Raw genomic sequence first — 25,156 nt, 5'->3', positions numbered from 1 at the left:
CTTTCCGTGGATAACGCCATGAACGACCTTTCCAACGCCGTGCCGATGCAGCGCATCGCCGTGCCGTCCTCGCACGAGAGCCTGCACACGCCGTCGCCGGTGAAGCTGGCTGCGCGTGGACTGGACTTCTACTACGACAAGTTCCACGCCCTGAAGGGCATCAACCTGGAGATTCCGGAAAAGCGCGTGACCGCGCTGATCGGTCCCTCCGGTTGCGGCAAGTCGACCCTGCTGCGCATCTTCAACCGCATCTACGCGCTGTACCCGAAGCTGGAAGCGCGCGGTGAGGTGCTGCTGGACGGCGAGAACATCCTGTCGCCGAAGTACCCGATGAACCGCCTGCGCAGCAAGGTCGGCATGGTGTTCCAGAAGCCGGTGCCGTTCCCGATGACCATCTTCGAGAACGTGGCCTACGGCATCCGCCACCACGAGAAGCTGAGCAAGGCCGACATGGCCGACCGCGTCGAGCAGGCGCTGCGCCAGGGCGCTCTGTGGGACGAAGTGAAGGACAAGCTGGGGCAGAGCGCGCTGGGCCTGTCCGGTGGCCAGCAGCAGCGTCTGTGCATCGCCCGTGCCGTGGCCCTGCGCCCGTCGGTGCTGCTGCTGGACGAGCCGACCTCGGCGCTGGACCCGATCTCGACCAGCCGCATCGAGCAGCTGGTGGAAGAGCTCAAGCACGAGTACACCATCGTCATCGTCACCCACAACATGCAGCAGGCCGCGCGCGTGTCCGACTACACCGCCTTCATGTACCTGGGCGACCTGATCGAGCACGACCGCACCGAAGTGATCTTCTCGCAGCCGTCGCAGCGGCAGACCGAGGACTACATCACCGGTCGCTTCGGCTGATCGACGCTGTTCCTTCGCCATATGTCCCAGCCAGGCATGGCCTGGCTCTACCCGGATTGCAGACCATGAATCTTCCCAACGACCACATCGTCAAGAGCTACGACGAAGAGCAGCAGCGCCTGGTGGCCGAAATCGTGCGCATGGGCGAGATGGCCGTCGCCCAGCTCGAAGCGGCGATGGACGTGATCGAGAAGCGCGACGAGAACGCTGCCCATCGCATCATTGCCAATGATGAAGCGATCGACGCGCTGGAACAGCAGATCAGCCACGACGTGATGCGCCTGGCGCTGCGTGGGCCGATGGCGCGCGACCTGCGCGAGATCCTCGCCGGCCTGCGCATCCCGGCGGACATCGAGCGTATCGGCGACTACGCGGCCAACGTGGCCAAGCGCTCGATCGCGCTGGGCAAGGTGCCGCCGCTGCCGCAGATCCAGGGCCTGCGTGCGCTCGGCCGCCTGGCCGCGCAGCAGGTGCGCCGCGCCATCGCCGCCTACCGTGACAACGACGCCGATGCCGCGCTGGAACTGCGCGAGGACGATGCCCGCCTGGACGCGCAATACACCGCGCTGTTCCGCGAGCTGCTGACCTACATGATGGAAGACCCGCGCAACATCACCCCGTGCACCCACCTGCTGTTCATGGCCAAGAACCTGGAGCGCGTGGGCGACCACGCCACCAACATCGCCGAGAACGTGTGGTTCCTGGTGCACGGCGAGCAGCCGCTGCCGCCGCGTGAAAAGCGCGACGAGACCTCCAGCACCGGCCAGATCTGACGCTGCACTGCAACAACGGAGTTGGGTCCAAGGTGGCCGCTGTCCTGGTGACAGCGGCCTTCTTTTTTGGGTTTCTCCGTGAATTCATCCACGCATGGCGTGGATCTACCGGAGGGCGTTTGGCGTGGATCTGCCGGGGCTTCGTCCGCGCGTGGTGTGGATCCGCCGGGCGGTCGGGGTAGATCCACGCCATGCGTGGATGCTCTGCCGCGGGCCACCGTTCTCCGCTTCTGTAACAAACCTCACGAAAATTTGAGTTCTTGGCGAGGATTCGTTGAGTAGGATCGCTGCACCATCGTTTCCACCGGCATCCCTGCCGGCCACCCGGGCACCCGCCCACACCACCCAGGAGCACGACCGATGAGCAGTTCCAACAAGACCCTGTCCCTGCTGACTGCTACCGCCCTGGCCGCCGGCCTGGGCATGACCGCCAGTGCCTCGGCCCTGAGCATGAGCGACCTCGCCCAGGGCTACCTGGTGGCCGGACAGGCAGCCAAGGCCAGTACCGACGCCAAGGCCGCCGACACCAAGATGGCCGCTGACGCGACCAAGCATGCCGAAGGCAAGTGTGGTGCCGACGGCAAGACCGCCGAAGGCAAGTGCGGTGCCGACAAGGGCAAGGCTGCCGGTGCGGCAGCTGGCGCCAAGGCAAAGACCGGCGACAAGAAGGCGGCCGAAGGCAAGTGTGGCGAAGGCAAGTGCGGTGGCAAGCACTGACGTCCGCGCCAGCGTCGTCAACCCGCGGTTGCCGCTTCGCGCGGCGGCCGCAGGGTTGGGGCTGCGCCGGGCGCTGTTGCAGGAGCTGCGCGATGCACCGGCCGGCGATTTCGATTTCCTCGAATGCGCGCCGGAGAACTGGATCCATGTCGGCGGCCCTGCCGGTGACGCACTGGCCGAGCTGGCGCAGCGCCATCCGCTGAGCTGCCACGGCCTGTCGTTGTCGCTGGGCGGCAGTGCGCCACTGGATACGCAGCTGTTGGAGCAGGTCGGCCAGTTCCTGGAAAAACACCGCGTGCCGCTGTACAGCGAACACCTGAGCTACTGCAGCGACGACGGCCACCTGTACGACCTGCTGCCGATTCCGTTCACCGATGAAGCAGTGCACCATACCGCCGCGCGCATCGCCCAGGTGCAGGACCTGCTGGGCCGCCGCATCGCGGTGGAGAACGTGTCCTACTACCTGGCGCCGGAGCCAGCGATGGACGAGCTGGCCTTCACCAATGCCGTGCTTGCCGAAGCCGACTGCGACCTGCTGCTGGACGTCAACAACGTCTACGTCAACGCCTGCAACCACGGTTACGACGCCGACGCGTTCATCGCTGGCCTGCCCGCAGACCGCATCGTCTGCCTGCACGTGGCCGGGCATCTGGACGAGGCACCGGACCTGAAGATCGATACCCATGGCAGTGCGGTGATCGACCCGGTCTGGGAGCTGCTGGCACGCACCTATGCGCGCATCGGCGCTCGCCCCACCCTGCTCGAGCGCGATTTCAATTTCCCGCCCTACGCCGAACTGCGCGGCGAACTGCAGACCATCCGCCGCCTGCAGGCCGCGCACGCGGAGGCTGTATATGGCTGATACCCCCGCCACGCTGCGCGCGCAGCAGCACGCGTTCACCGCACACCTGCGCGATCCACGGGCGGTGGCTGCACCGGCCGGGCTGGAACCGCGCCGCGTGGCGGTGTACCAGCGGCTGCTGTTCAACAACCTGCTCGGCCTGTTGAGCAACGGCTTCCCGGTCTGCGTGCGCCTGCTCGGCGAACCGGCCTGGAGCACGCTGGTCCGCCACTACTTCGCCACGCATCGCTGCCAGACACCATTGTTCACCGAACTGGCCGTTGAATTCGTGCAATGGCTGCAGGCGCAGCCGCAGCTGCCACACCCGGCGCTGGCCGAGCTGGCCCACTACGAGTGGGTGGAAACCGCGCTGTACCAGCTGGACGCCGGACCGCTGCCGGCGCCGGGCGACATCGATCCGTTGCGGGCGCCGCTGCAACGCTCGCCGCTGGCCTGGCCGTTGCTGTACCAGTGGCCGGTGCACCGCCTCGGCGCCGAGGATGCACCGACCGAGCCGCCGGCCGAGCCGACCGGCCTTCTTGTGCGCCGCGAGGCCGACGGCGAGGTTCGCTTCGCCACGCTCAGCCCGCTGGCGGTGTACCTGCTGTCCAGCATCGGCGAACGACCCGGCCTCGATGGCCGCAGCTACCTGCAGCAGCTGGCCGCGGCGCATGGATTGCCCGAGGACGCCCTGGCCGGACCCGGTGCCGCGTTGCTGCAGCAGTTCCTGCAGGCCGGCGTGATCGGCCCACTGCCGGCCCCCGGCTGACACCCCCTTCCCCCGGAGATCCACCGATGAAGCTTCCGACCCTGGCCACTGCGCGTGGCCAGCTGGACCGTCTCGCCCCCTGGTTGGCCCCGCTCGGCCTGCGCCTGCTGCTGGCCTGGGAATACTTCGAATCCGGCCGCGAGAAACTGCATGGTCAGAACTGGTTTGCCGACCTGCAGGATGCCTTCCCGTTCCCGTTCGACCAGTTGCCGAGCGCGCTGAACTGGCAGCTGGCGACCTGGTTCGAACTGGTCGGCGCGGCCTGCCTGCTATTGGGCTTCGGCACGCGTTTCGCCGCCGCCAGCCTGCTGGTGCTGACCGTAGTGGCCACCTATGCGGTGCATTGGCCGATGGAGTGGAACTCGCTGGCCGACCTGGCCATGGGCTACGCGATCACTGACCAGGGCTTCGGCAACTTCAAGCTGCCGGTACTGTTCATGGCGATGCTGCTGCCGCTGATCTTCACCGGCGCCGGTAGGCTGAGCCTGGATGCGTGGTTGGCACGGAGGTCTCCCTCGGCCACGCCTGCGCGGCCAGCAGTCCGGTAGATGCCGACCTTGGTCGGAGCGCACCGTGCCAACCAAGGTTGGCACCTAACGGAATCCTGAGCGCGCGGTGCCCCGGCAGGTGTCGACCTTGGTCGACGCACGCCTGCGCAGGGGACGCATGCACCGAAGGCTGGCCGGGCGCTCAGGGTCGCTCTGCTAGAATTCACGCATGAATGACCCGACTCCCGCACCTGCCGCCGCTCCCGATTCCGCAGTTCCCCAGGCGCAGCGCGCGATGTCACAACGCTTCCGCGGCTTCCTGCCGGTGGTGGTGGACGTGGAGACCGGCGGCTTCGACAGCCAGCGCAACGCCTTGCTGGAAATCGCCGCAGTGCCGATCGAGATGGACGAGAACGGCCTACTCTACCCCGGCCAGACCGCCAGTGCCCACGTGGTACCGGCCGAAGGCCTGGAGATCGACCCGAAATCGCTGGAAGTGACCGGCATCATCCTCGACCACCCGTTCCGGCTGGCCAAGGAAGAGAAGGCCGCACTGGACCACATCTTCACCCCGGTACGCGCGGCGATGAAGAAGTACGGCTGCCAGCGCGCGATCCTGGTCGGCCACAACGCGCATTTCGACCTGGGCTTCGTCAACGCCGCGGTGGCCCGGACCGGCCACAAGCGCAATCCGTTCCATCCGTTCAGCGTGTTCGACACCGTCACCCTGGCCGGCATCGCCTACGGGCAGACCGTGCTGGCGCGTGCCGCCACGGCTGCCGGGCTGGGCTGGGATGCGAACGAAGCGCACAGCGCGGTGTACGACACCGAACAGACCGCACGATTGTTCTGCACCATCGCCAACGCCTGGCCGCGGTAGGACAGCCAACGGCGGCGCCTCTCGTGGCGGGATGAGGCATCCCGGTTGAGTCCGGGCAGGGTGGATTCGCGGGGGACGCCGTGAACCCATCCCTGGGGGCTTGGCCGCGCCATCCATATGGCTGGGCGCCACGGAAAGATCAGAAAAAACGAAGTCAGAAGCAGCGGGTCGCGCGGTAGATCCACGCCATGCGTGGATGAATTCAACCGATGCTCGTGCGATCGCGGCCGTCGCTCTTGGCGCGGTACAGCGCGCGGTCTGCACGCTGGTACAGCAGCGCCGGGGTGCGGTCATCGGCATCCAGTTCCACCAGGCCTGCACTGAAGGTCACACGCAGGCCCGCTACACCGGCCCAGTCGGGGTGGTCATGGAACAGGCCGCGCAGGCGCGCGCACAGCTGCGCGGCTTCTTCCAGGCGGGTGTCGTTGAGCAGCAGCGCGAACTCCTCGCCACCGGTGCGCGCGGGCAGGTCCGAGTCGCGGCAGGCCGCGGCGATCAGCCTTGCCACCTGCACCAGCACAGCATCGCCAATGCTGTGGCTGTGCCGGTCGTTGACGTCCTTGAAGTGGTCGATGTCCAGCACCACCAGGCACAGCGGGTGGCCGCTGCGCTGTGAGCGGGCGAAGTCGCGCGCCAGCGTTTCGTCGAAGGCACGGCGATTGGCCAGCCCGGTCAGCGCATCCTCGCGCGCCTGCCGCTCGAAGGCCTCGGCCTGCCGTGCAAGGCGCTCGGCCAGCTCGGTCTTTTCCTGGTTCAGCGCCTGCAGGTGCACGGTCTTGGCCTGCAGGTCGAAGGTTGCCTCGTCCACGCGTCGTGCCAGGCGCAGGTTGCTGGCCTTCAGCTGCTGCAGCAGCAGGCGGTACAGCACAACCAGCCCGGCCAGCAGCAACAGCCCGCCCAGCACCTGCACGCTGCGGCGCTGCCACCAGAACGGCTCCACCGTGAAGCTCCACACGGCTTCCTGCTGGCCCCAGGCCCCGCCCGGATGCGCCGCCGACACGTGCAGGGTGTAGTCACCTGGAGGCAGGCCGACGAACTCGACGCTGCGCTGGGGGCCGCGCTCGACCCAGCCGGTGTCCAGGCCATCCAGCCGCGTGCGATAGCGGATCCGGTCCGACATCAGGTAGCTCAGGCCCACATAGCTCACCGCCAGACGTCGGCCACCGGGAATGTAGTTGCGATCCGGGCCCTCCCAATGCACGGGTGCGCCATCCACCTGTACGCTCTCGATCGCTGCCGGCGGTGATGGGCGCTCACGGAAGCGCTGCAGGCGCTGCGGGTCGACGGTGCTCAGGCCACCGGCGGTGACCACCCAGAACGTGCCGTCCTGGCGCAGGATCGCCGACGGTCCGGAGCTGCCGTTGGCCTGTGCGTTGGCCATGCCGTCGATCTCGTTGTAGCGCTCCACCACTACCCGCGGTGCGCGGCCATCGGCCACGGCGTTGAGGGTGGCCATGTCGGTGCGCAGCACGCCACGGTTGCTGCTGATCCACACATTGCCCAGGCGGTCCGGCACCAGCTGGAACACCGCATCCACCGGCATGCCCTGCTCCAGGCCGACGCGTGCCAGTTTTCCGTCGAGCCAACGGTACAGGCCGCGGTCGCTGCTGACCCACATCGCATCGCCCAGCTGATGGAATCCGAACACACTGCGGCCCCCGCCCATCGGTGCCAGGTCGATCGACTGCACGTGGTCGCCACGCAGCACACGGATGCCCTCGATGGTGCCGATCCACAGATTGCCCTGGTGGTCATGCTCGAGTGCGGTGATGAGGCCACCGGGCATGCCCGGGGCATTGGGCACCTGCACCCGGTCGCCGTCGATGCGTACCACGCCCTTCTGCGTACCCGCCCAGACCCTGCCCTGCGGATCGACACTGATCGCGCGGATGTTGCCACCCGGCATGCCGTCCGCGGCTGCATAGTTGTGGCGGAGGCTGCCATCGCGGCCCAGCCGGTAGACGCCATCGCCGAACGTACCGACCCACAGGTCGCCGTCCGGCCCCTGCGCCAGGCTCAATACCGATGGCGCCTTGCCACCGCGGTTGTGCAGGGGAACCGCACGGAAGCGGCCATCGGGCGTCTGCAGATCCAGGCCACTGGCACTGCCGACCCACAACTGGCGGTCGCGGTCCTCCAGCACCGTGCGCACATAGTCGCCACTGAGGCCATCGCGCTCGGTGTAGCTGCTGAAAAGTGTTTCGCGCAGGCGGTACAGGCCACCGTTGGCCCCCACCCAGATGCTGCCTTCGGCATCCTCGCGCAGGCTGACAACGCGCCCGCCCGGCAGGTTCAGGCCGGCCGGCAACCGTTCCAGCCCGTGCGCCGAGATCCGCAGCAGGCCCTGGTTTTCGGTTCCCAGCCACAGGTCGCCGTGCCGGTCCTGCAGCATCGAGGTCATGTGCAGCTGTCCCGGCAGCCGGTGCACCAGCACCAGCTGATCGTCCTCCACGCGGTACAGGCGCTCGCCGGCGACGATCCACAGCGCGCCATCCGGCGCCCGGTACGGCCATGACAGGCCGGTGCCGGCCCCCAGGCCCCACGCCAAGGGTGCGCGCTTGAGCACGCCGTCGTTGTCGCGCAGCACCAGCCCGTCAAGCGTGCCGACCCAGACCCGGTCCTGCGCGTCGACCACCAGCTTGGTGAAGCTCATCGCCATCGGCAGGTCGGCCGCCGGTGCCTGGTAGACGATGCCCTTGTCCGGCGTCAGATAGCCGATGCCCTTGCCTTCGTACAGCAGCCACAGGCGCCCCTGGCTGTCCATCTGCATGGACTGGATCAGCACCTGGGGAGTGTCGGCCTGATGCTCCCAGACCCGCCACTGGCCGTCGTTGCCGCGATGGCTGACATTGCCGCGCGAATCACTGATCCACAGCCCACCCTGCCGATCGACCAGCAGTGCGCCGATGCCGTTGTCGCGCAGCCCCGGGCGGGTGCTGCGGTCGAACACGGTGAAATCCAGGCCGTTGTAGCGCACCAGGCCTTCCCAGGTGGCAAACCACAGGTGCCCCTCGGGGGTCTGCGCGATATCGCGCAGCGAGTTGTGCGGCAGGCCATTGCGCGAGGTCCACACATCGATGGCGTAGTCGCGCAGCGGCGGCGCACCCTCCTGCGCGGCCAGCGGCAGCGCCAGGACCAGCAACAGCCACAGCAGGCCGCGCTGCAGCGCCTGCCTGGCTTTCGAAACGCGGCGCTCCACCCAGCACCCGTTGTCCCCTGGCCTGCCCATCAGCTCGGCGGCAGTGGCCGGTGGCGGCTGCAGGGCATGGCAGCAAGCGGGAACGACCGGGCAGCGCGGAACAGCGTGCCGGCAGAAACGGGCTGACTCATCGGGGAGAAACTGGGGAGATGCGCAGATGATAGGCCAAACCCTGGCCCCGGCGTCATCGCCGTGTGGCCGGCAGGCTCAGCCGGCCCGTCCAGGCGGCACCACCTGCGCACTGGCCGGCCACTGCACCACCGCCTCCAGGCCGCCCTCGGCACGGTTGCGCAGCCACAGGCGCGCGCCATCCTTCTCGGCCAGGGCGCGCGCGATGGTCAGGCCCAGCCCGGCGCCGCCGGTTTCCCGCGAACGCGAGGTTTCCACCCGCACGAACGGATCGAACACGGCCTCCAACTGGTCTTCCGCCAGGCCCGGGCCATCGTCGGACACCATCGCCGTGATCGCGCCGCCGCTGCGCTCCACCCGCACGCGCACGCGCTGGGCATACATCACGGCGTTGTCCACCAGGTTGGAGAACAGCCGGTGCATGGCCAGCGGGCGCAGCATCAGCACCGCACCGGTGCCGCCTTCAAAGACCACGTCGGCACCGCCCTCGGCGGCGTCTTCCACGATGCTTTCCAGCAGCGAATCCAGATCCAGCGCGGCGCGCTGCTCGGCGCTCTCGGCGCTGCGGGCCAGCTCCAGGCCTTCGCGCACCAGTGCCTGCATCGCCGCCAGATCGCCGATCAGACGTTCGCGCAGCACCTCGTCGCTGACGTTCTCCAGGCGCAGGCGCAGGCGGGTCAACGGGGTCTGCAGGTCATGAGTGATCGCCGCCAGCATCTGCGTGCGTTCGGCCAGGTGCCGCTGCAGGCGGTGCTGCATGGCATTGAAGGCCTCGGCGGCGCGCTGCACTTCACGCGGCCCGCGCAATGGCAGTGGATCGCGCTGCAGATCGTCGCCAAGATCCTCGGCGGCGGCCGCCAGCTCCTGCAGCGGCGCGCTGGCCATGCGCGCGACGATGTAGGCCAGCACAGCGATGGCCAGCACCAGCAGGGTCAGGAACCACGGGTCCACGGCCAGAATGCCGTTGTGGGCCACCGCAGGCGAATCCAGCGCCAGCTTCAGCAGCGTACCGTCGTTGAGCGTCACATCGACCGCGCGGCACTTGGGTGGAATGAAGGCCGGATCGCGCTCACGCGGATGCCGCCGGTGCCCCGGCGGCGGCGGCGGCAGCAGGTCCTGCAGCTTGGGAATGCAGGAACGGAACGAGGTGAAGTGCACATGCGCGCGCGACACCGGGCCGGGCCGGTCGTCCAGCACTTCCATCAGTGCGGTATCCGCCCGCCCCAGGCGCGCGCCGGGCTGCAGCGCACGCACGCTGGGCCCGCCGACTTCAAGCAGGCGCTCGCGCAGTTCGGGATTGCCGTCGAGCAGGTTGACGTAGCCCTGCAGGCGGTCGGCAATGCGGTTCAGGTTCTGCCGCTCGAACTCCTGCTGGCGTTTGGAGGTAGCCAGCATGGTCGCGCCGATCGCAGCCACGCTCATGCCCAGCAGCAGGATGACGAACAACCGCCCGACCATCGAGGACAGGAAATGGCGCAGGCGCTTCATGACGGCTTATTCCAGGTTCACCGAGGAGGCCAGCACGTAGCCTTCGTTGCGCACGGTCTTGATCAGGCCATCCGGGCCACCGTCATCGCCCAGCTTGTTGCGCAGGCGGCTGACCTGCAGGTCGATCGCGCGGTCCTGCGCCTCATAGTTGCGGCCACTGCTGAGCGCGACCAGCTGCTCGCGCGACAGCACCTTGTTGGCATGCGCGATGAACACCCGCAGCAGGCGGAACTCGGCGCCGGACAGCACAACCACGCGGTCGTCCGGGTCCACCAGGTGGCGATGCTCCAGATCAAACACCCAGCGCGAGAAGCGCGCGCGGCGCACCGCCAGGGGCTCGAGATTGGCCGGCAGCGCCTCGGTCCGGCGCAGCACGTTGCGGATGCGCGCCAGCAGCTCGCGCGGTTCGAACGGCTTGGCGAGATAGTCGTCGGCGCCCATTTCCAGGCCCAGCACGCGGTCGATCGGCTCGGCGCGCGCGGTCAGCATGATCACCGGCGTGTTCGAACGTGCGCGCAGGTCGCGGCACAGGGTCAGGCCATCCTCGCGCGGCAGGTTGAGGTCGAGCACGATCAGGTCCACGTGCTCGCGGTCCAGCAGCTGGCGCATGGCCGTGCCATCGGCGGCGGTGCTCACCTGGTAACCGGCACGGCCGAGCTGCTCGGCCAACAGGGTGCGGATGTCGTTGTCGTCGTCGACGATCAGCAGTCGATGCATCGTGTTTTCAGTCTCCATGGCGCGATCATCCCGTGTCGGCAGCTGAACCGCATCCGGGGCAATGCGTACCAGTGTATCCAGCCGGGGGCGGGATACCTGTGGTTACGCGTATTCACCGACAGTGTTACATAGAGACATACCCCGAGGATTGAGCCGCCCATCGCCCGGTCTTCACAATGCCCACCAACGCCGCCACCGCGGCCCCGAGAGTGAAGCCACGACGTGACGTTCCGCCTGTTGCCCGCGACCCGCCGGGGTCGCCTGATACTGATCGCCCTGCTTGCCCTGATCGTTGCCGTGGCCGCCTGGTGGCTGCTGCGCAAGCCCGCCGCCCCTGCCGTGGCGACCACCCCGGTCAGCCGCGGCGACATCGAGCAGACCGTGGATGCCACCGGCGTGATCGACGCCTACAAGCTGGTCAGCGTCGGTGCGCAGGCCTCCGGCCAGATCAAGTCGCTGAAGGTGCAGCTGGGCGACACGGTGAAGGAAGGCGACCTGATCGCCGAGATCGACGCCACCACCCAGCAGAACCAGGTGCTCAACGCGCAGGCCTCGCTGGACCAGGTCACCGCCCAGCGTGCCGTGCAGCAGGCCACCCTGCGCCAGGCCGAACTGGAGTTCGCGCGCCAGCAGCAGATGCTGGCCGCCGAAGCCACCTCGCGCCAGGAATATGATGCCGCCGAGGCCCAGCTGAAGACCGCTCGCGCCCAGTTGCAGTCCTACGAGGCGCAGATCAAGGGTCGCCAGACCGAACTGGGCACCGCCCGCGCCAACCTGGCCTACACTCGCATCACCGCGCCGATGGATGGCACCGTGGTCGCGGTGGTGGCCGAGGAAGGCCGCACCGTGAACGCCAACCAGACCGCGCCGACCATCGTGATGCTGGCGCGGCTGGACGTGGTCACGGTCAACGCCGAGATCTCCGAGGCCGACGTGGTCAAGATCAAGGCCGGCATGCCGGTGTACTTCACCACGCTGGGCGACCCGGACCGCAAGTACCACGCCACCCTGCGCCAGATCAATCCGGCGCCGGCCTCGATCGCCAACGAGAACTCCTCCAGTTCCAGCAGCTCGTCCAGTTCCAGTTCCAGCAGCGCGGTCTACTACAACGCGCTGTTCGACGTGGAAAACCCGGACGGCACGCTGCGCATCGACATGACCGCCCAGGTCTCGGTACTGCTCAAGCAGGCCAAGAACGTGCTGATGGTACCGGCGGTGGCGCTGGGGCCGAAGCGCCGTGGCGATGAGCGCATGGTGCGGGTGCTGGATGACAAGGGCCAGCCGCAGCCGCGCAAGGTGACGGTCGGCATCAACAACGGCGCCTCGGCCGAAATCCTGTCCGGGCTGAAGGAAGGCGAGCGCGTGGTGGTCGGCGAGGCCAATGCGGCTGCGGCCGGTGGCGGCAGCCGTGGCGGCATGCAGATGCGGATCGGCGGCCCGGGCATGGGTCCGCGCCGATGAGCACGACGGCGCCGCTGCTGCGCCTGCGCGACCTGCGACGCGAATTTCCGGCTGGCGATGACGTCATCGCCGTACTGCGCGACGTCAACCTGGATATCCACGCCGGCGAGATGGTGGCGATCGTCGGCCAGTCCGGCTCGGGCAAGTCGACGCTGATGAACATTCTCGGCTGCCTCGACCGCCCTACCCGCGGCAGCTACCTGGTGGCCGGCCGCGAAACCGGCAGGATGGAGCCGGACGAACTGGCCGAACTGCGCCGCGAGCATTTCGGCTTCATCTTCCAGCGCTACCACCTGCTGGGTGACCTGGACGCGCGTGGCAACGTGGAAGTACCCGCGGTGTATGCCGGCAGCCCCGGCCCGGTGCGCAACGCGCGCGCCGAACAGCTGCTGCAGCGGCTGGGCCTGGGTGATCGCATGCACCACAAGCCGGGCCAGTTGTCCGGCGGCCAGCAGCAGCGCGTCTCGATCGCGCGTGCGCTGATGAACGGCGGCGAGGTGATCCTGGCCGACGAGCCCACCGGTGCGCTCGACACGAAATCCGGCGAGGAAGTGATGGCGATCCTCGGCGAGCTGCATGCCGAAGGCCACACCATCATCATCGTCACCCACGACATGAGCGTGGCCCAGCACGCGCAGCGCATCATCGAGATCCGTGATGGCGAGATCATCGCCGACCGCGCCAACCCGGAGGCGCCGACCTACCGTGCGCAGCGCGAAGCCAGTACCGGCGTTGCCCACGGCAACAGCTGGCGGGCGGCCCGGGATCGTTTCACCGAAGCCTTCCGCATGGCCCTGCTGGCCATGAACGCGCATCGGCTGCGCACCTTCCTGACCATGCTCGGCATCATCATCGGCATTGCCTCGGTGGTCTCGGTGGTGGCGCTGGGCAACGGCTCGCAGCAGCAGATCCTGCAGAACATCAGTGCGCTGGGCACCAACACCATCGACGTCTATCCCGGCCGCGGCTTCGGCGACATGCGATCGGCGCGCGTGCAGACCCTAAAAGCCAGCGATGCCGATGCCCTGGCCAAGCAGAGCTACGTGGACAGCGCCACTCCGAGCGTGTCGACCTCGGTCACCGCGCGCTACCGCAACCAGTCGTCCACCGCGCAGGTCAGCGGTGTCGGCGAGCAGTTCTTCCGGGTCAAGGGCGTGACCCTGCTCAGTGGCAGCTTCTTCGACAGTGACGCAGTGAAGGGCCTCGGCCAGGTGGCGGTGATCGACGAGAACACCCAGACCCAGTTCTTCCCCGATGTCGATCCGGTCGGCCAGGTGATCCTGCTCGGCAACGTGCCGGCACGCGTGGTCGGCGTGGCCAAGCGCCAGAGCTTCGGCTTTGGTGGCAGCACCAGCCTCAGCGTATGGGTGCCGTACACCACGGTGATGTCGCGCATGCTCGGCCAGAGCCACGTCTCCAGCATCACCGTGCGCGTGGACGACAGCACGCCGATGGATGCGGCACAGGAAGCGATCACCCGCCTGCTGACCCTGCGCCACGGCACCGAGGATTTCTTCCTCAGCAACAGCGCCGAGATCCGCGAGACCATCGAACAGACCACGCGCACGATGACCCTGCTGATCGGCGCCATTGCCGCCATCGCGCTGCTGGTCGGCGGCATCGGCGTGATGAACATCATGCTGGTGTCGGTGACCGAGCGTACCCGCGAGATCGGCGTGCGCATGGCCGTGGGCGCGCGGCAGAGTGATATCCGCCAGCAGTTCCTGATCGAAGCGGTACTGGTGTGCCTGCTCGGCGGCGTGCTCGGCATCGGCCTGGCCTTGCTGCTGGGCTCGATGATCGGCCGCTTCGCCAGTGACTTCCAGGTGCTGTTCTCCTCCGCTTCGATTGTTGCCGCGTTCGCCTGCTCGACCCTGATCGGCGTGGCGTTCGGCTTCCTGCCCGCGCGCAATGCCGCGCAGCTCGACCCGGTCGAGGCCCTGGCCCGCGAATGAAGATGATGACCCGATTGCCCTTCCCTGCTCCTTCGCGCCTGCTGCTGGCCGGCGCCGTCCTGCTCGCGCTGTCCGGTTGTGCGTCGATCGGCCGCTACCCAGTGCTCGACCCCGATGTGGCGGCCAGCTACGGGCGTGGTGATGCCACGCTCAATGCACCGGCCGACGCCCCGCGCAGCAGCCTGGATACACCGGGCCGTGACATCCGCCAGGACACCTGGTGGAACGGCTTCGGCGATGAGCGGCTGGACCGTCTGGTGGCGAAGGCATTGGCCGCCAACAGCGACCTCGCTGCCGCCGGCCTGGCCGTGCAACGCTCACGCCTGCAGGCCGGGCTGGCCAGCAACGCGCTGTGGCCGCAGCCTTCGTCGTCCGGTGTCAGTGGCAATGCCAGCCGCGCCACCGACCAGGCCGACGACTGGCGCCGCAGCTATTCCACGGGGGTTTCGCTGGGATGGGAAGTGGACCTGTGGGGCCGCCTGCGCACCCAGCGTGACATCGCCCGCTGGGAAGCCGAGGCCAGCGAGGAAGACCGGCAGAACACCGCGCTGCTGGTGATCGGCGACGCCATCACCCAGTACTGGAACCTGGCCTACCTCAACCAGTCGATCGCCACCGGCCAGGCCAACCTGGAGCGCCTGGAGCGCACCCGCGAACTGGTGCAGGCCCGCTTCGACGCCGGCGCGGTATCGCGGCTGGAAGTGCGCCAGGCATTGCAGAACCTGCAGTCGCAGCGCTCGGCACAGAGCGCGCTGGAGCAGCAGCGGGTTGAGGTGCGCAATGCCCTGACCGTGCTGCTGGACGGCACACCCTGGCCGCAGCAGGACGAACCGCAGGACCTGCTGGGCGCACACAGCCCGGGCATCAGCGAAGGCCTGCCGACCGACCTGCTCGGCCGCCGTCCCGACCTGCGCGCGGCCGAACTCCGCCTGCGCAACAGCCTGAAGTCCATCAAGGTGACCGCCACCCAGTACTACCCGGCATTGAGCCTGACCGGCAGCCTCGGCTCCAGTGCGACCTCGCTGGGCGACGTGCTGCGCAACCCGGTGGCCACGCTGGGTGCGGGCCTGTCGCTGCCTTTCCTCAACCTGCAGCGCGCGCAGCTGGATACGGATATCGCCGGCACCGCCTATCAGATCGCCGCCACCAACTTCCGCAAGACGCTGTACACCGCGCTCTCTGAAGTGGACAACGCACTGTCGGCCCGCGAGCAGCTGGTGCGCCAGGTGGCGGCCTCGCAGGCGTCGTATGACGAGGCGGTGGAAGTAGAGCGCGCGCAGGAAGTGCGCTACCGCGTGGGCGCCACCGACCTGCGCACCTGGCTGGAAGCGCAGCAGACCCGGCGCGATGCCGAGCTGTCGCTGGCGCGCGTGCGCCAGGGGCAGCTGAACAACGACGTGACCCTGTTCAAGGCATTGGGCGGCAGCGCGGGGTAAGGCGGCAAGGGCGCCAACCGAGGTTGGCGACTACCCGGTAGGTGTCGACCTTGGTCGACACGGCAACGACCCGGTAGGTGTCGACCTTGGTCGACACGGCACATGGAAAAGGGATCCGACCCCGAAATCAACCGCGCTGGCGCACGGCTTCGAACAGGCTGACACCGGCAGCGACGGAGACGTTCAGGCTCTCGATCTCGCCCGGCATCGGAATCTTGACCAGCCCATCGCAGTTCTCGCGGGTCAGGCGGCGCAGGCCGTCGGCTTCACCGCCCAGCACCAGGGCGATGTTGCCCTTCAGGTCCAGCTGGTACAGCGAGGCGGTGGCTTCACCGGCCAGGCCATAGATCCAGACGCCCTGCTTCTGCAGGTCCTTCAGGCAGCGCGACAGGTTGGTCACCGCCACCACCGGGATCAGATCGGCGGCACCGGCCGAGGTCTTGCGCACGGTGGCATTGACCGTGGCCGACTTGTCCTTGGGGATGATCACCGCGGTGGCACCGGCTGCCGCGGCCGAGCGCAGGCAGGCGCCCAGGTTGTGCGGGTCCTGCACCTCGTCCAGCACCAGCAGCAGGGCCTTGCCCTCGGCGGCGGTGACCAGGCCTTCCAGCTCGTTCTCGCTGTAGGTGCGGGCCGCGGCATAACGCGCAGCCACGCCCTGGTGGCGCACCGAACCGCCGACACCGTCCAGCGCCTGGCTGTTCACCTTGCGCACGTCAATGCCCTTGCGGCGGGCGTTTTCCTCGATCTCGGTCAGGCGCGGGTTCTTCGCACCGGCCTCGACCAGCACTTCGCGGACGTTCTCGGCGTCGTTCTCGATGGAGGAGGCGACGGCGTTGACGCCGACGATCCACTGGCTGTTCTTGCTCATGCGGGCGGGGACCGGAAAGGGGGTGGCTATGGTAGAGCATCGGCGGGCCGGGTGCTGCGGCAGCCCAACGGCCGCCGGGCATGGCCCGGCGCTACCCGCGCGTGCGCGGCGGCCAGTGCGGGGTGTCGTGGTCGGGGTGCTGGTGGGACACGATCGTCGCCAGGAAGTCCAGGGCCGCGATGTCCTCCTCGGTACGACGGGCCGGCAGGCTGGACAGCGTATCGACGAAAGGCAGCTTGCGCTCGACTCCGTACTGGATCGTCGGCGGCAGCCGCTCGGGTTCGTCAAAGGCACCGGCGGCCACCGCCACGCCGTCCGGGGCCTCGTAGGTCAGCGGCGTACCGCAGTCGGCGCAGAAGCCGCGGCGTACCACGTTGGACGACTGGAAATAGCGCGGCTGGCCGCGGGTCCAGCTGAACTGCACGCCGCGCACCGAGACCAGCGGAGCGTAGTAGGCACCGAAGGCTTTCTGGCACATCCGGCAGTGGCAGATCGAACTGTCGGTGAGCGCGCCGCGCGCCTGGAAGCGGATCGCGCCGCACTGGCAGCCGCCGCTGTATTCGGGTTGGCCCTGCATTGCTGCTTTCCTCCGTAACGGCGTGCCAACCAAGGTTGGCACCTACCAGCTGAGGTAGGTGCCGACCGCTGGTCGGCACACCATTCAATATTGCTTCTTGGTGCGCTTGGCCGGCTTGCCACGCTCGGGCAGCGGCGGCAGGCCATCGCCTTCGTCCTCGCCCTTGTGTTCGACCAGGCGGAAGTCGATCTTGCGCTCTTCCATGCTGGCCTTCAGCACCAGGATCCGCACGCGATCGCCCAGCCGGTAGCTGCTGCCGCGGCGTTCGCCGGTCAGCGTCTTGCGGGTGGCGTCGAACTTGTAATAGTCCTGCGGCAGCTGGGTCACGTGCACCAGGCCCTGCACCTTCGACTCGTCCAGTTCCACGAACAGGCCGAAGCTGGTCACGCCGCTGATCACGCCGTCGAACTGGCCGCCCACATGCTTTTCCATCCACGCGGCGCGGTAGCGCTCGTCCACCTCGCGCTCTGCCTCGTCGGCACGTCGCTCGCGTTCGGAACACTGCAGTGCCAGCGCGGCCATCTCGCGGGCGTTGTAGGTGAACTTGTCCAGCGGCTTGCCGGACAGTGCGTGCTTGATCGCGCGATGCACCAGCAGGTCGGGGTAGCGGCGGATCGGCGAGGTGAAGTGCGCGTACGCCTCCAGCGCCAGGCCGAAGTGGCCGTGATTCTCCGGGCTGTAGATGGCCAGGCTCTGGCTGCGCAGCAGCACCGATTCCAGCAGCGTGGCATCGGGGCGGTCGCGGATCTTCTTCAGCAGCTTGGTGTAGTCACCCGGGCGCACCTTCGACCACGGCGGCAGGCTCAGCTTGAACTCCTTGAGGAATTCCAGCAGGTCGGCGTACTTGGTTTCCGGCGGCTTCTCGTGGATGCGGTACGGGGCTGGCACGTGGCGCGACAGCAGGTACTTCGCCGCCTCGACGTTGGCCGCGATCATGCATTCCTCGATCAGCTTGTGCGCGTCGTTGCGCACCAGCATGCCGGCCTGGGTGACTTCACCGCGGTTGTCCAGCACGAAGCGCACTTCGCTGCTTTCGAACTCGATGGCACCGCGCTTGGCGCGTGCCTTGGACAGCACCTTGTACAGTTGGTGCAGGCGCTGCACCTGCGGCAGCAGGTCGCCCATCCAGGCCTTGGTATCGGCATCGTCCTCGCCCACCGCCTTCCACACCTGGGTGTAGGTCAGGCGCGCGTGCGAGTTCATCACCGCTTCGTAGAAGCGCGAATGCGTGACCAGGCCGTCGCGGTCGATCTGCATGTCGCAGACGAAGCACATGCGGTCGACCTTCGGCATCAGCGAGCAGATGCCGTTGGACAGCGTCTCCGGCAGCATCGGCACCACGAAGCCCGGGAAATACACCGAGGTCGCGCGCTTCTGCGCTTCCTCGTCCAGCGGCGTACCGGGGCGAACGTAGTTGGAGACATCGGCAATCGCCACCACCAGGCGGAAGCCATCGGCATTCGGTTCGCAGTACACCGCGTCGTCGAAGTCCTTGGCATCCTCACCGTCAATGGTGACCAGCGGCGTGCTGCGCAGGTCCACGCGGTCGCCGATCATCGCCGGCTCGACCACCATCGGCACCGAGGCGGCTTCGTCCAGCACCTCCTGCGGGAACTCGAACGGCAGCTCGTGGCCGTGGATGGCGGTTTCCACCACCAGCGAGGCGGTCAGCTTGTCGCCGAGCACGGCGATGATGCGGCCGATCGGCGGACGGCGGCTGTCCGGCGCCTGGGTCAGCTCGCAGACCACCAGCTGGCCGTCACGCGCGCCACCGGTCTGGTCCGGCGGCACCTGCACGTTGCGCTGCACGCGCTTGTCGTCGGGCACCACGTAATTGATGCCCATCTCGATGCTGAAGCGACCGATCAGGCGGGTCATGCCGCGCTCGAGCACGCGTGCAATGCTGCCTTCGCGACGGCCACGGTGGTCGATGCCAGTCACGCGGGCCAGCACCTTGTCGCCGTGCATCACCTTGCGCATTTCATAGGGCGGCAGGAACAGATCGTCGCCACCCTCGACCGGGCGCAGGAAGCCGAACCCTTCCGGGTTGGCGATCACCACGCCGGTCACCAGGTTCAGGGTCTGGATCGGGGCGAAGCCGCCACGGCGGTTCTGCACCAGCTGGCCATCACGAACCATGGCGCCGAGCCGCCGCGACAGCGCCTCGGCACGGTCCGGTGCGGTCAGTCCCAGGCGTGCGCCCAGTTCCTCGGCGGTCTGCGGCCCTTCGCAGCGCTCCAGCAGGGCCAGGATGGCCTCGCGGCTGGCGATGGGTTGTTCGTATTTCTCCGCTTCGCGCGCGGCGTAGGGATCGTCGATCACCTTGCCGGTCGGCGGCAGCTTGCGGCCCGGCGCCGGGCCGGGGGCAGTGGCATCGGTATTGCGGACCTTGCGGCCGCGCGGTGGTGCGCCGCCTTCATTCAATTCGGGGAACCAGCCCGGCAACGGCTTGCCCGGCTTGGTGGTGCGGGCTGCGCCCGCCTTGGCGCCCTTCTTCGGGGCCTGGCTGCGGGACTTGCTCCCGCCCTTGCTTGGTTTTTTGGTAGTCATCGCCCTACATGGTAGCCGTTGATGGCGTGCAGAACGGGTCAGCGCCCGCCCTGGAGGCGTTGGATCAAATAATTTCATGAAGTCGTTGACAGTCCCCGGATTCATCTTCACAATTGCGCCTCTGGAACGCCCAGGTGGCGGAATTGGTAGACGCACTAGTTTCAGGTACTAGCGGGTAAAACCGTGGAGGTTCGAGTCCTCTCCTGGGCACCAACGAAAAAACTCCTCGCTTCGGCGGGGATTTTTTTTGCCCGCAGTTCGGCGTTGTGGCCCCTGGGGTCAGAGCCCGTTTCGCGAGCGAAGCAGGATCCGACCCCGGCTTCGATCGGCGCTGGGGTCGGATCCCTTTCCGCGAGGAAAGGGCTCTGCCCCCATAGCAGCAAAAAGTGTTGACATCCCCGTCACAGCACCCCATAATCTCGCTCCTCGACGCCCAGGTGGCGGAATTGGTAGACGCACTAGTTTCAGGTACTAGCGGGTAAAACCGTGGAGGTTCGAGTCCTCTCCTGGGCACCACGTCGAGAATGAGAAAAACCCGCGAAAGCGGGTTTTTTCATGCCCGGAATCCGGCATCAGAACAGCGGCCGCAACACCAGCTCCAGCCCAAGCAGCAACAGGAACCCGAGGAAGCAGGCGCGGAACACGCGCGCACTGATCCGCTGCCGGATCACCTGCCCCAGCCACATGCCCAGCAGCGACGGCAACACCGCCAGTGCGCTCAGGCCCAACTGCTGGATGCCGAACGCGCCGTGCAGCACCAGGCCGGTGGTCAGCGAGATCGTCGACACGGTGAACGCCAGCCCCAGCGCCTGTACCAGCTCCTCGCGCTGCAACCCCAGCGACTGCAGGTATGGCACCGCCGGCATTACGAACACGCCGGTGGCGCCGGTCACCACGCCCGACAATGCCCCCACCAGCGGCCCCAGCCAACGCTCGCGCCGCTGCGGCACGCGGAACACCGGTGCAAGCAGGGCATAGACGGCATAGACCACCAGCGCCAGGCCCAGTGCAACGCGCGACCAGGTGCGATCGACCCGCACCAGCAGCGCTGCCGAACCCAGCGTCACCACCACCACCGCCAGCATCATCGGCCACAGCCGCCGCACGGTGTGGCCCAGCGACGGCCCGGACAACAGCTGCCATGCATTGGTGACGAAGGTGGGAATGAACAGCATCGACGCCGCCGCCACCGGCGACAGCGTACTGCCGAGCAGCCCCATCGCCACGGTTGGCAACCCCATGCCGGTCACGCCCTTGACCACGCCGGCCAGAACGAACACCACCACCAGCAGCACGTAGAAGTACATCGATTCATTCATGCCTTCATTGGATCGGTCGGCCGCTCGGCGCACAATGCGGTCTTCCCGGCCTCGCCTTCGGCTGATCCGAAGGCGCAGGCGTTGCGATGAGGGCATCACATGCGGATGGATATCGCCGACCTGCGACTGTTCCTGGCCATTGCCGAAGCCGGCAGCATCACTGCCGGCGCGGCCCAGGCGAACCTGGCCCTGGCCTCGGCCAGCGAACGCCTGCGCACGATCGAAGCCGACGCCGGCACCGCGTTGCTCAACCGGCATCCGCGCGGCGTCAGCCTGACCGAAGCCGGCGCCGCCCTCGCCCACCATGCACGCTTGATCCTGCAGCAGCAGGCGCAGCTGCGCGGTGAACTGCAGGCGTTCGCGCACGGCGCGCGCGGCACCCTGCATCTTTATGCCAACACCGCAGCACTGACCAACTACCTGCCCTCGCGGCTCGCGCCGTGGCTGGCCGAACGCCCGCGCCTGCACGTGGAACTGCTGGAGCGCACCAGCCCCGAAGTCGTGCGCGCGATCCGCGCCGGCCAGGCCGAGGCCGGCATCATCAGTGATGCGGTCGACGCCGCCGGCCTGCAGCAGCATGTGGTCGCGGAAGACCCGCTGGTGATGCTGCTGCCCGCAGACCACCGCTTCGCATCGCGGCGCAGCGTGGCCTTCGCCGATGTTGCCGGCGAGACCTTCGTTGCCCTGGCCGATGGCAATGCACTGCAGACCTACATCGAAGACCAGGCACGCGACATCGGTCGCCGGCTGGACGTGCGCATCCGCATGAAGACCTTCGAGGGCGTTTGCATCATGGTCGGCCACGGCATTGGTGTCGGTATCGTGCCGCGTACCATTGCTCGCCAGCATCGGCGTGGTACGCACACCGTCGCCGTACCGCTCGCCGATGCGTGGGCACAACGCCGCCTGTGCGCCTGCTTCGCCGAGTGGGCGCAGCTGTCACCGGCGATGCGCAGCCTGCTGCATCACCTGGGCGTGCAGCCTCAGAAAAAAGTGTGAAATGTTGTTGACACACTCTCTGCCGTACCGCACAATTCATCTCCTGAGTCGCCCAGGTGGCGGAATTGGTAGACGCACTAGTTTCAGGTACTAGCGGGTAAAACCGTGGAGGTTCGAGTCCTCTCCTGGGCACCACGACTCAAGATGATCAAACCCGCGAAAGCGGGTTTTTTCGTTTCCGGGGGTTGGGAATTGCACAACCCCAGGATCCATCCACGCATGGCGTGGATCTACCAAACAAAAACCCCGCCTTCCGGCGGGGTTTCTGCATTCCAGTAGATCCACGCCATGCGTGGATGCATTTGGCGGGAACGCCGGCGGGCATGGCCCGGCGCTACCGCGCGGCGGATTGATCAATGCCCGCCGGCAGACGCCGCACCGGCACCCGCACCGAACGGTGGCTTGGCCAGCCACAGGAACGTAATGATCGCCAGGAAGATCCAGCCCAGCAGGAAGAAGATGTCGTTGAAGCCCATCTGCGATGCCTGGTGGTTGATCATGTTGTTCAGTACCGCTGCGCCATGCTGCAGGTCGCCCTGCCCCAACGCCGTCACCTGGTCCTGCATGCCCGGCTGATAGGCCGAGATGTGCTCGGTCAGGTCGGCATGGTGCACCTGGGTGCGCCGTGCCCACAGCCACGTCGTCAGCGACGCCGCGAAGCTGCCACCCAGCGTACGCAGGAAGGTGGCCAGGCCGGAGCCCGCCGCGATCTCGCGCCCATCCAGGTCCGACAGCAGGATCTGCAGCACCGGCATGAAGAACAGTGCGACACCAATACCCATGATCAGCTGTACGCCGGCCACGTGCTGGAAATCGACCTGCAGATTGAAACCCGAACGCAGGAAGCTGGTCATCGACAGGAACACGAAGGCGATGGTCGCCAGCATGCGCATGTCGAAGCGCGATGCATACTTGCCCACGAACGGCGTCATGATCACCGGCAGCACGCCGATCGGCGCGGTCGCCAGGCCTGCCCAGATCGCGGTGTAGCCCATGTCACGCTGCAGCCACTGCGGAATCAGCAGGGCCACGCTGAAGAACGCCGCATAGGCCACCACCATCGCCAACGTACCGGCGCGGAAGTTGCGGTGCCGGAACAGCTTCAGGTCGACGATCGGATCCTTGTCGGTCAGTTCCCAGATCAGGAACACGGTCAGGGCCACCACCGCCACGCAGGCCAGCACCACGATCTTCATCGACGAGAACCAGTCCTCGTCGTTGCCCAGGTCAAGCACCAGCTGCAGCGCACCGACACCGATCACCAGGGTGACCAGGCCGACGTAGTCCATCTTCGGCTTCTCGATGTGCTCCGGGCGCCCCTTCAACTGGTTGCCCACCACCAACGCAGCGAAGATGCCCAGCGGCACGTTGATCAGGAAGATCCATTCCCAGCTGTAGTTGTCGGTGATCCAGCCACCGAGGATCGGGCCGCAGATCGGCGCCACCACCGTGATCATCGCCAGCAGCGCCAGCGCCTGCCCGCGTTTCTCGCGTGGATAGATCGACACCAGCAGCGACTGCGTGATCGGGTACATCGGGCCGGCCACGAAGCCCTGCAGCGCGCGTGACAGCACCAGCATGCCCATGCTCTGCGCCAGGCCGCACAGCAGCGAGGTGATGACGAAGGCCAGCGTGGCCCAGACGAACAGCTTGCGTTCGCCGAAGCGGCGGCTGAGCCAGCCGGTCAGCGGCAACGCGATGGCCGTGCTGACCGCGAACGAGGTGATGACCCAGGTCGCCTGCTGCGAACTGGCGCCGAGATTACCGGCGATGGTCGGCAGCGAAACGTTGGCGATGGTGGTGTCGAGCACCTGCATGAACGACGCCATCGCCAGGCCAACGGTGCACAGGGCGACGCTGGGCGGCAGGAACCCGGAGGCCGCACCCGGCGCCGCCGGTGCGCCCGGAGCGCCGGGCGCGGCTGGAGCTTGTGCGGACATGGCGACCTCAGCCCACCTTTGCCTGCTGCTGCGGCAGGTTGCCCTGGATGATCGTGTGGATCACCTCGTCGGCATCATGCAGCTGCTTGGCATACACGTCGGTGTCGAACACCGTGCCCTTGGCCGGGGTGCTCGGCAGCACTTCACCCTTCTGGTCGCGCAGGCTCACTTCAGCCTTCATCGACAGGCCGATGCGCAGCGGGTGTTCAGCCAGCTGCTTGGCATCGATGGCGATGCGCACCGGCACGCGCTGCACGATCTTGATCCAGTTGCCGCTGGCGTTCTGCGCCGGCAGCAGCGAGAACGCCGAACCGGTGCCCAGGCCCAGGCTCTGGATGCGGCCCTTGTACTTCACGTCACCGGCATACAGGTCCGACTTCAGCTCCACTTCCTGGCCCAGGCGCATGTGGCGCAGCTGGGTTTCCTTGAAGTTGGCCTCGACCCACATCTGCTCGGTCGGCACTACCGCCATCAGCGCGTTGCCCGGCTGCACGCGCTGGCCGACCTGCACCGAACGACGGGCGACGTAGCCGGTGACCGGCGCAACGATGCCGGCGCGGGCGTTGTTGAGGAAGGCCTGGCGCAGCTGCGCGGCTGCCGCCTGCACGTCCGGCTGGGTGGCGATCACGGTGTCGTCGACCAGTGCGCGGTTGCGCTCGACGGTCTCGCGCGAACCGGCCACGGCCGCTTCGGCAGCAGCCAGCTCGTCACGGGCGTGGGCCAGTTCTTCGTTGGAGATGGCACCGGTGGCGGCCAGGTCCTTGCGGCGGGCGAAGTCATCACGCACGCGCTTCAGGGTCACCTGGCGCGCGTTCAAGTCCGCCTGTGCGCCTTCCACGCTGCGGTACAGGCCACGGGTCTGGCGCACGGTCTTGGCCAGGTTGGCTTCGGCCTGCTGCAGTGCCACCGAGGTGTCGGACGGGTCCAGCTGCACCAGCAGCTGGCCGCGCTCCACGCGCATGCCGTCATCGGCGTTGATGGCGACCACGGTACCGGCCACCAGCGGGGTGATCTGCACCTGGTTGCCCTGCACGTAGGCGTCGTCGGTCTCTTCGAACCAGCGGCCGAACATGAAGTACCACAGCGCCAGTGCGGCAAGCAGCAGCACGACGATGACGAACAGGCCGCGCAGCAGGTTGCCGCGGCGGTTGGGGGCGGCCGGGGCCGCGGTGTCTTGGGTCTGGCTCATGGCGGGCGT

The 25,156-nt window shown here is 67.5% G+C and carries 20 protein-coding genes and 3 tRNA genes; 14 read left to right on the top strand and 9 right to left on the bottom strand.

The features are described from left to right. The first annotated feature begins 18 nt into the window (after positions 1-18). From pstB to rnt, 7 genes are all read left to right on the top strand, one after another. Complete coding sequence (gene pstB, locus QP552_RS06865) at positions 19-849, top strand: phosphate ABC transporter ATP-binding protein PstB (protein ID WP_005408788.1); 831 nt, start codon at positions 19-21, stop codon at positions 847-849. Between the two features lie 65 nt (positions 850-914). Continuing rightward, complete coding sequence (gene phoU / locus QP552_RS06860; protein WP_049444209.1) at positions 915-1,622, top strand: phosphate signaling complex protein PhoU; 708 nt, start codon at positions 915-917, stop codon at positions 1,620-1,622. Between the two features lie 360 nt (positions 1,623-1,982). Then, a complete protein-coding gene (locus tag QP552_RS06855; RefSeq protein ID WP_049428737.1) occupies positions 1,983-2,339 on the top strand; it encodes a hypothetical protein in 357 nt (118 codons plus the stop codon). Beyond that, the gene (locus tag QP552_RS06850) at positions 2,326-3,201 is read left to right on the top strand and encodes a DUF692 domain-containing protein (RefSeq protein WP_286075399.1); all 876 of its coding nucleotides are present in this window, start codon (positions 2,326-2,328) and stop codon (positions 3,199-3,201) included. Before QP552_RS06855 ends, QP552_RS06850 begins: the two co-directional genes overlap by 14 nt. Further along, positions 3,194-3,949, top strand: coding sequence for a putative DNA-binding domain-containing protein (locus QP552_RS06845; RefSeq protein WP_286075398.1), 756 nt, complete (start codon positions 3,194-3,196; stop codon positions 3,947-3,949). Before QP552_RS06850 ends, QP552_RS06845 begins: the two co-directional genes overlap by 8 nt. A 26-nt stretch (positions 3,950-3,975) precedes the next feature. After that, positions 3,976-4,497 carry a DoxX family protein gene (locus QP552_RS06840; protein ID WP_286075397.1) on the top strand — a complete coding sequence of 174 codons (522 nt, stop codon included), beginning with the start codon at positions 3,976-3,978 and terminating at the stop codon, positions 4,495-4,497. Positions 4,498-4,732: 235 nt separating this feature from the next. Next, complete coding sequence (rnt, locus tag QP552_RS06835; RefSeq protein WP_005408782.1) at positions 4,733-5,317, top strand: ribonuclease T; 585 nt, start codon at positions 4,733-4,735, stop codon at positions 5,315-5,317. Between the two features lie 202 nt (positions 5,318-5,519). Here the strand turns inward: rnt and QP552_RS06830 are convergent, their stop codons facing one another. From QP552_RS06830 to QP552_RS06820, 3 genes are all read right to left on the bottom strand, one after another. Beyond that, the gene (locus tag QP552_RS06830; protein WP_286075396.1) at positions 5,520-8,546 is read right to left on the bottom strand and encodes a ligand-binding sensor domain-containing diguanylate cyclase; all 3,027 of its coding nucleotides are present in this window, start codon (positions 8,544-8,546) and stop codon (positions 5,520-5,522) included. A 177-nt stretch (positions 8,547-8,723) separates the two neighbouring features. Next, positions 8,724-10,133, bottom strand: a complete 1,410-nt coding sequence (locus tag QP552_RS06825) for an ATP-binding protein (protein WP_111112565.1) — start codon at positions 10,131-10,133, stop codon at positions 8,724-8,726. A 6-nt stretch (positions 10,134-10,139) separates the two neighbouring features. After that, the gene (locus QP552_RS06820) at positions 10,140-10,868 is read right to left on the bottom strand and encodes a response regulator (protein ID WP_005408779.1); all 729 of its coding nucleotides are present in this window, start codon (positions 10,866-10,868) and stop codon (positions 10,140-10,142) included. Positions 10,869-11,072: 204 nt separating this feature from the next. Between QP552_RS06820 and QP552_RS06815 the strand changes: the two genes are divergently transcribed. Genes QP552_RS06815 through QP552_RS06805 form a run of 3 tightly spaced genes read left to right on the top strand, consistent with a single transcriptional unit; the run spans position 11,073 to position 15,702 of the window. Then, positions 11,073-12,311 (top strand): efflux RND transporter periplasmic adaptor subunit, encoded by a 1,239-nt coding sequence (locus tag QP552_RS06815; protein WP_286075395.1) that lies wholly within the window; start codon positions 11,073-11,075, stop codon positions 12,309-12,311. After that, positions 12,308-14,266, top strand: a complete 1,959-nt coding sequence (locus QP552_RS06810) for a MacB family efflux pump subunit (protein ID WP_286075394.1) — start codon at positions 12,308-12,310, stop codon at positions 14,264-14,266. Before QP552_RS06815 ends, QP552_RS06810 begins: the two co-directional genes overlap by 4 nt. Further along, positions 14,263-15,702 carry a TolC family protein gene (locus tag QP552_RS06805; protein WP_286075393.1) on the top strand — a complete coding sequence of 480 codons (1,440 nt, stop codon included), beginning with the start codon at positions 14,263-14,265 and terminating at the stop codon, positions 15,700-15,702. Before QP552_RS06810 ends, QP552_RS06805 begins: the two co-directional genes overlap by 4 nt. 127 nt (positions 15,703-15,829) lie before the next feature. Here QP552_RS06805 and rlmB read toward each other — a convergent pair whose 3' ends face one another. From rlmB to rnr, 3 genes are all read right to left on the bottom strand, one after another. Continuing rightward, the gene (gene rlmB / locus QP552_RS06800; RefSeq protein ID WP_005408775.1) at positions 15,830-16,573 is read right to left on the bottom strand and encodes a 23S rRNA (guanosine(2251)-2'-O)-methyltransferase RlmB; all 744 of its coding nucleotides are present in this window, start codon (positions 16,571-16,573) and stop codon (positions 15,830-15,832) included. Between the two features lie 91 nt (positions 16,574-16,664). Beyond that, on the bottom strand, positions 16,665-17,150 hold the full coding sequence (locus QP552_RS06795; RefSeq protein ID WP_099551089.1) for a GFA family protein: 486 nt from the start codon (positions 17,148-17,150) through the stop codon (positions 16,665-16,667). Positions 17,151-17,234: 84 nt separating this feature from the next. Then, positions 17,235-19,700, bottom strand: a complete 2,466-nt coding sequence (gene rnr / locus QP552_RS06790) for a ribonuclease R (protein ID WP_286075392.1) — start codon at positions 19,698-19,700, stop codon at positions 17,235-17,237. A gap of 128 nt (positions 19,701-19,828) precedes the next feature. Between rnr and QP552_RS06785 the strand changes: the two genes are divergently transcribed. Next, positions 19,829-19,913, top strand: a tRNA-Leu gene (locus QP552_RS06785). Between the two features lie 218 nt (positions 19,914-20,131). After that, positions 20,132-20,216 (top strand) — tRNA-Leu (locus tag QP552_RS06780). 56 nt (positions 20,217-20,272) lie between these two features. Here QP552_RS06780 and QP552_RS06775 read toward each other — a convergent pair. Then, on the bottom strand, positions 20,273-21,019 hold the full coding sequence (locus tag QP552_RS06775) for a sulfite exporter TauE/SafE family protein (protein ID WP_286075391.1): 747 nt from the start codon (positions 21,017-21,019) through the stop codon (positions 20,273-20,275). Between the two features lie 99 nt (positions 21,020-21,118). Between QP552_RS06775 and QP552_RS06770 the strand changes: the two genes are divergently transcribed. Together QP552_RS06770 and QP552_RS06765 are read left to right on the top strand one after the other, a co-directional pair. Then, positions 21,119-22,018: a LysR family transcriptional regulator gene (locus tag QP552_RS06770; protein WP_286075390.1), complete on the top strand. Its 900-nt coding sequence runs from the start codon at positions 21,119-21,121 to the stop codon at positions 22,016-22,018. Between the two features lie 50 nt (positions 22,019-22,068). Then, a tRNA-Leu gene (locus QP552_RS06765) sits at positions 22,069-22,153 on the top strand. A 218-nt stretch (positions 22,154-22,371) separates the two neighbouring features. On the opposite strand, the gene emrB is transcribed toward QP552_RS06765, so the two are convergent. Beyond that, a complete protein-coding gene (gene emrB / locus QP552_RS06760) occupies positions 22,372-23,958 on the bottom strand; it encodes a multidrug efflux MFS transporter permease subunit EmrB (RefSeq protein WP_286075389.1) in 1,587 nt (528 codons plus the stop codon). A gap of 7 nt (positions 23,959-23,965) precedes the next feature. Beyond that, positions 23,966-25,147, bottom strand: a complete 1,182-nt coding sequence (gene emrA / locus QP552_RS06755; protein ID WP_106550639.1) for a multidrug efflux MFS transporter periplasmic adaptor subunit EmrA — start codon at positions 25,145-25,147, stop codon at positions 23,966-23,968. Between the last annotated feature and the right edge of the window lie 9 nt (positions 25,148-25,156).

The organism is Stenotrophomonas sp. 59 (assembly GCF_030291095.1).
Lineage (GTDB): Bacteria > Pseudomonadota > Gammaproteobacteria > Xanthomonadales > Xanthomonadaceae > Stenotrophomonas > Stenotrophomonas maltophilia_Q.
Note: the sequence above shows the minus strand (reverse complement) of the source record. Positions and strands in the feature narration are given on the sequence as shown.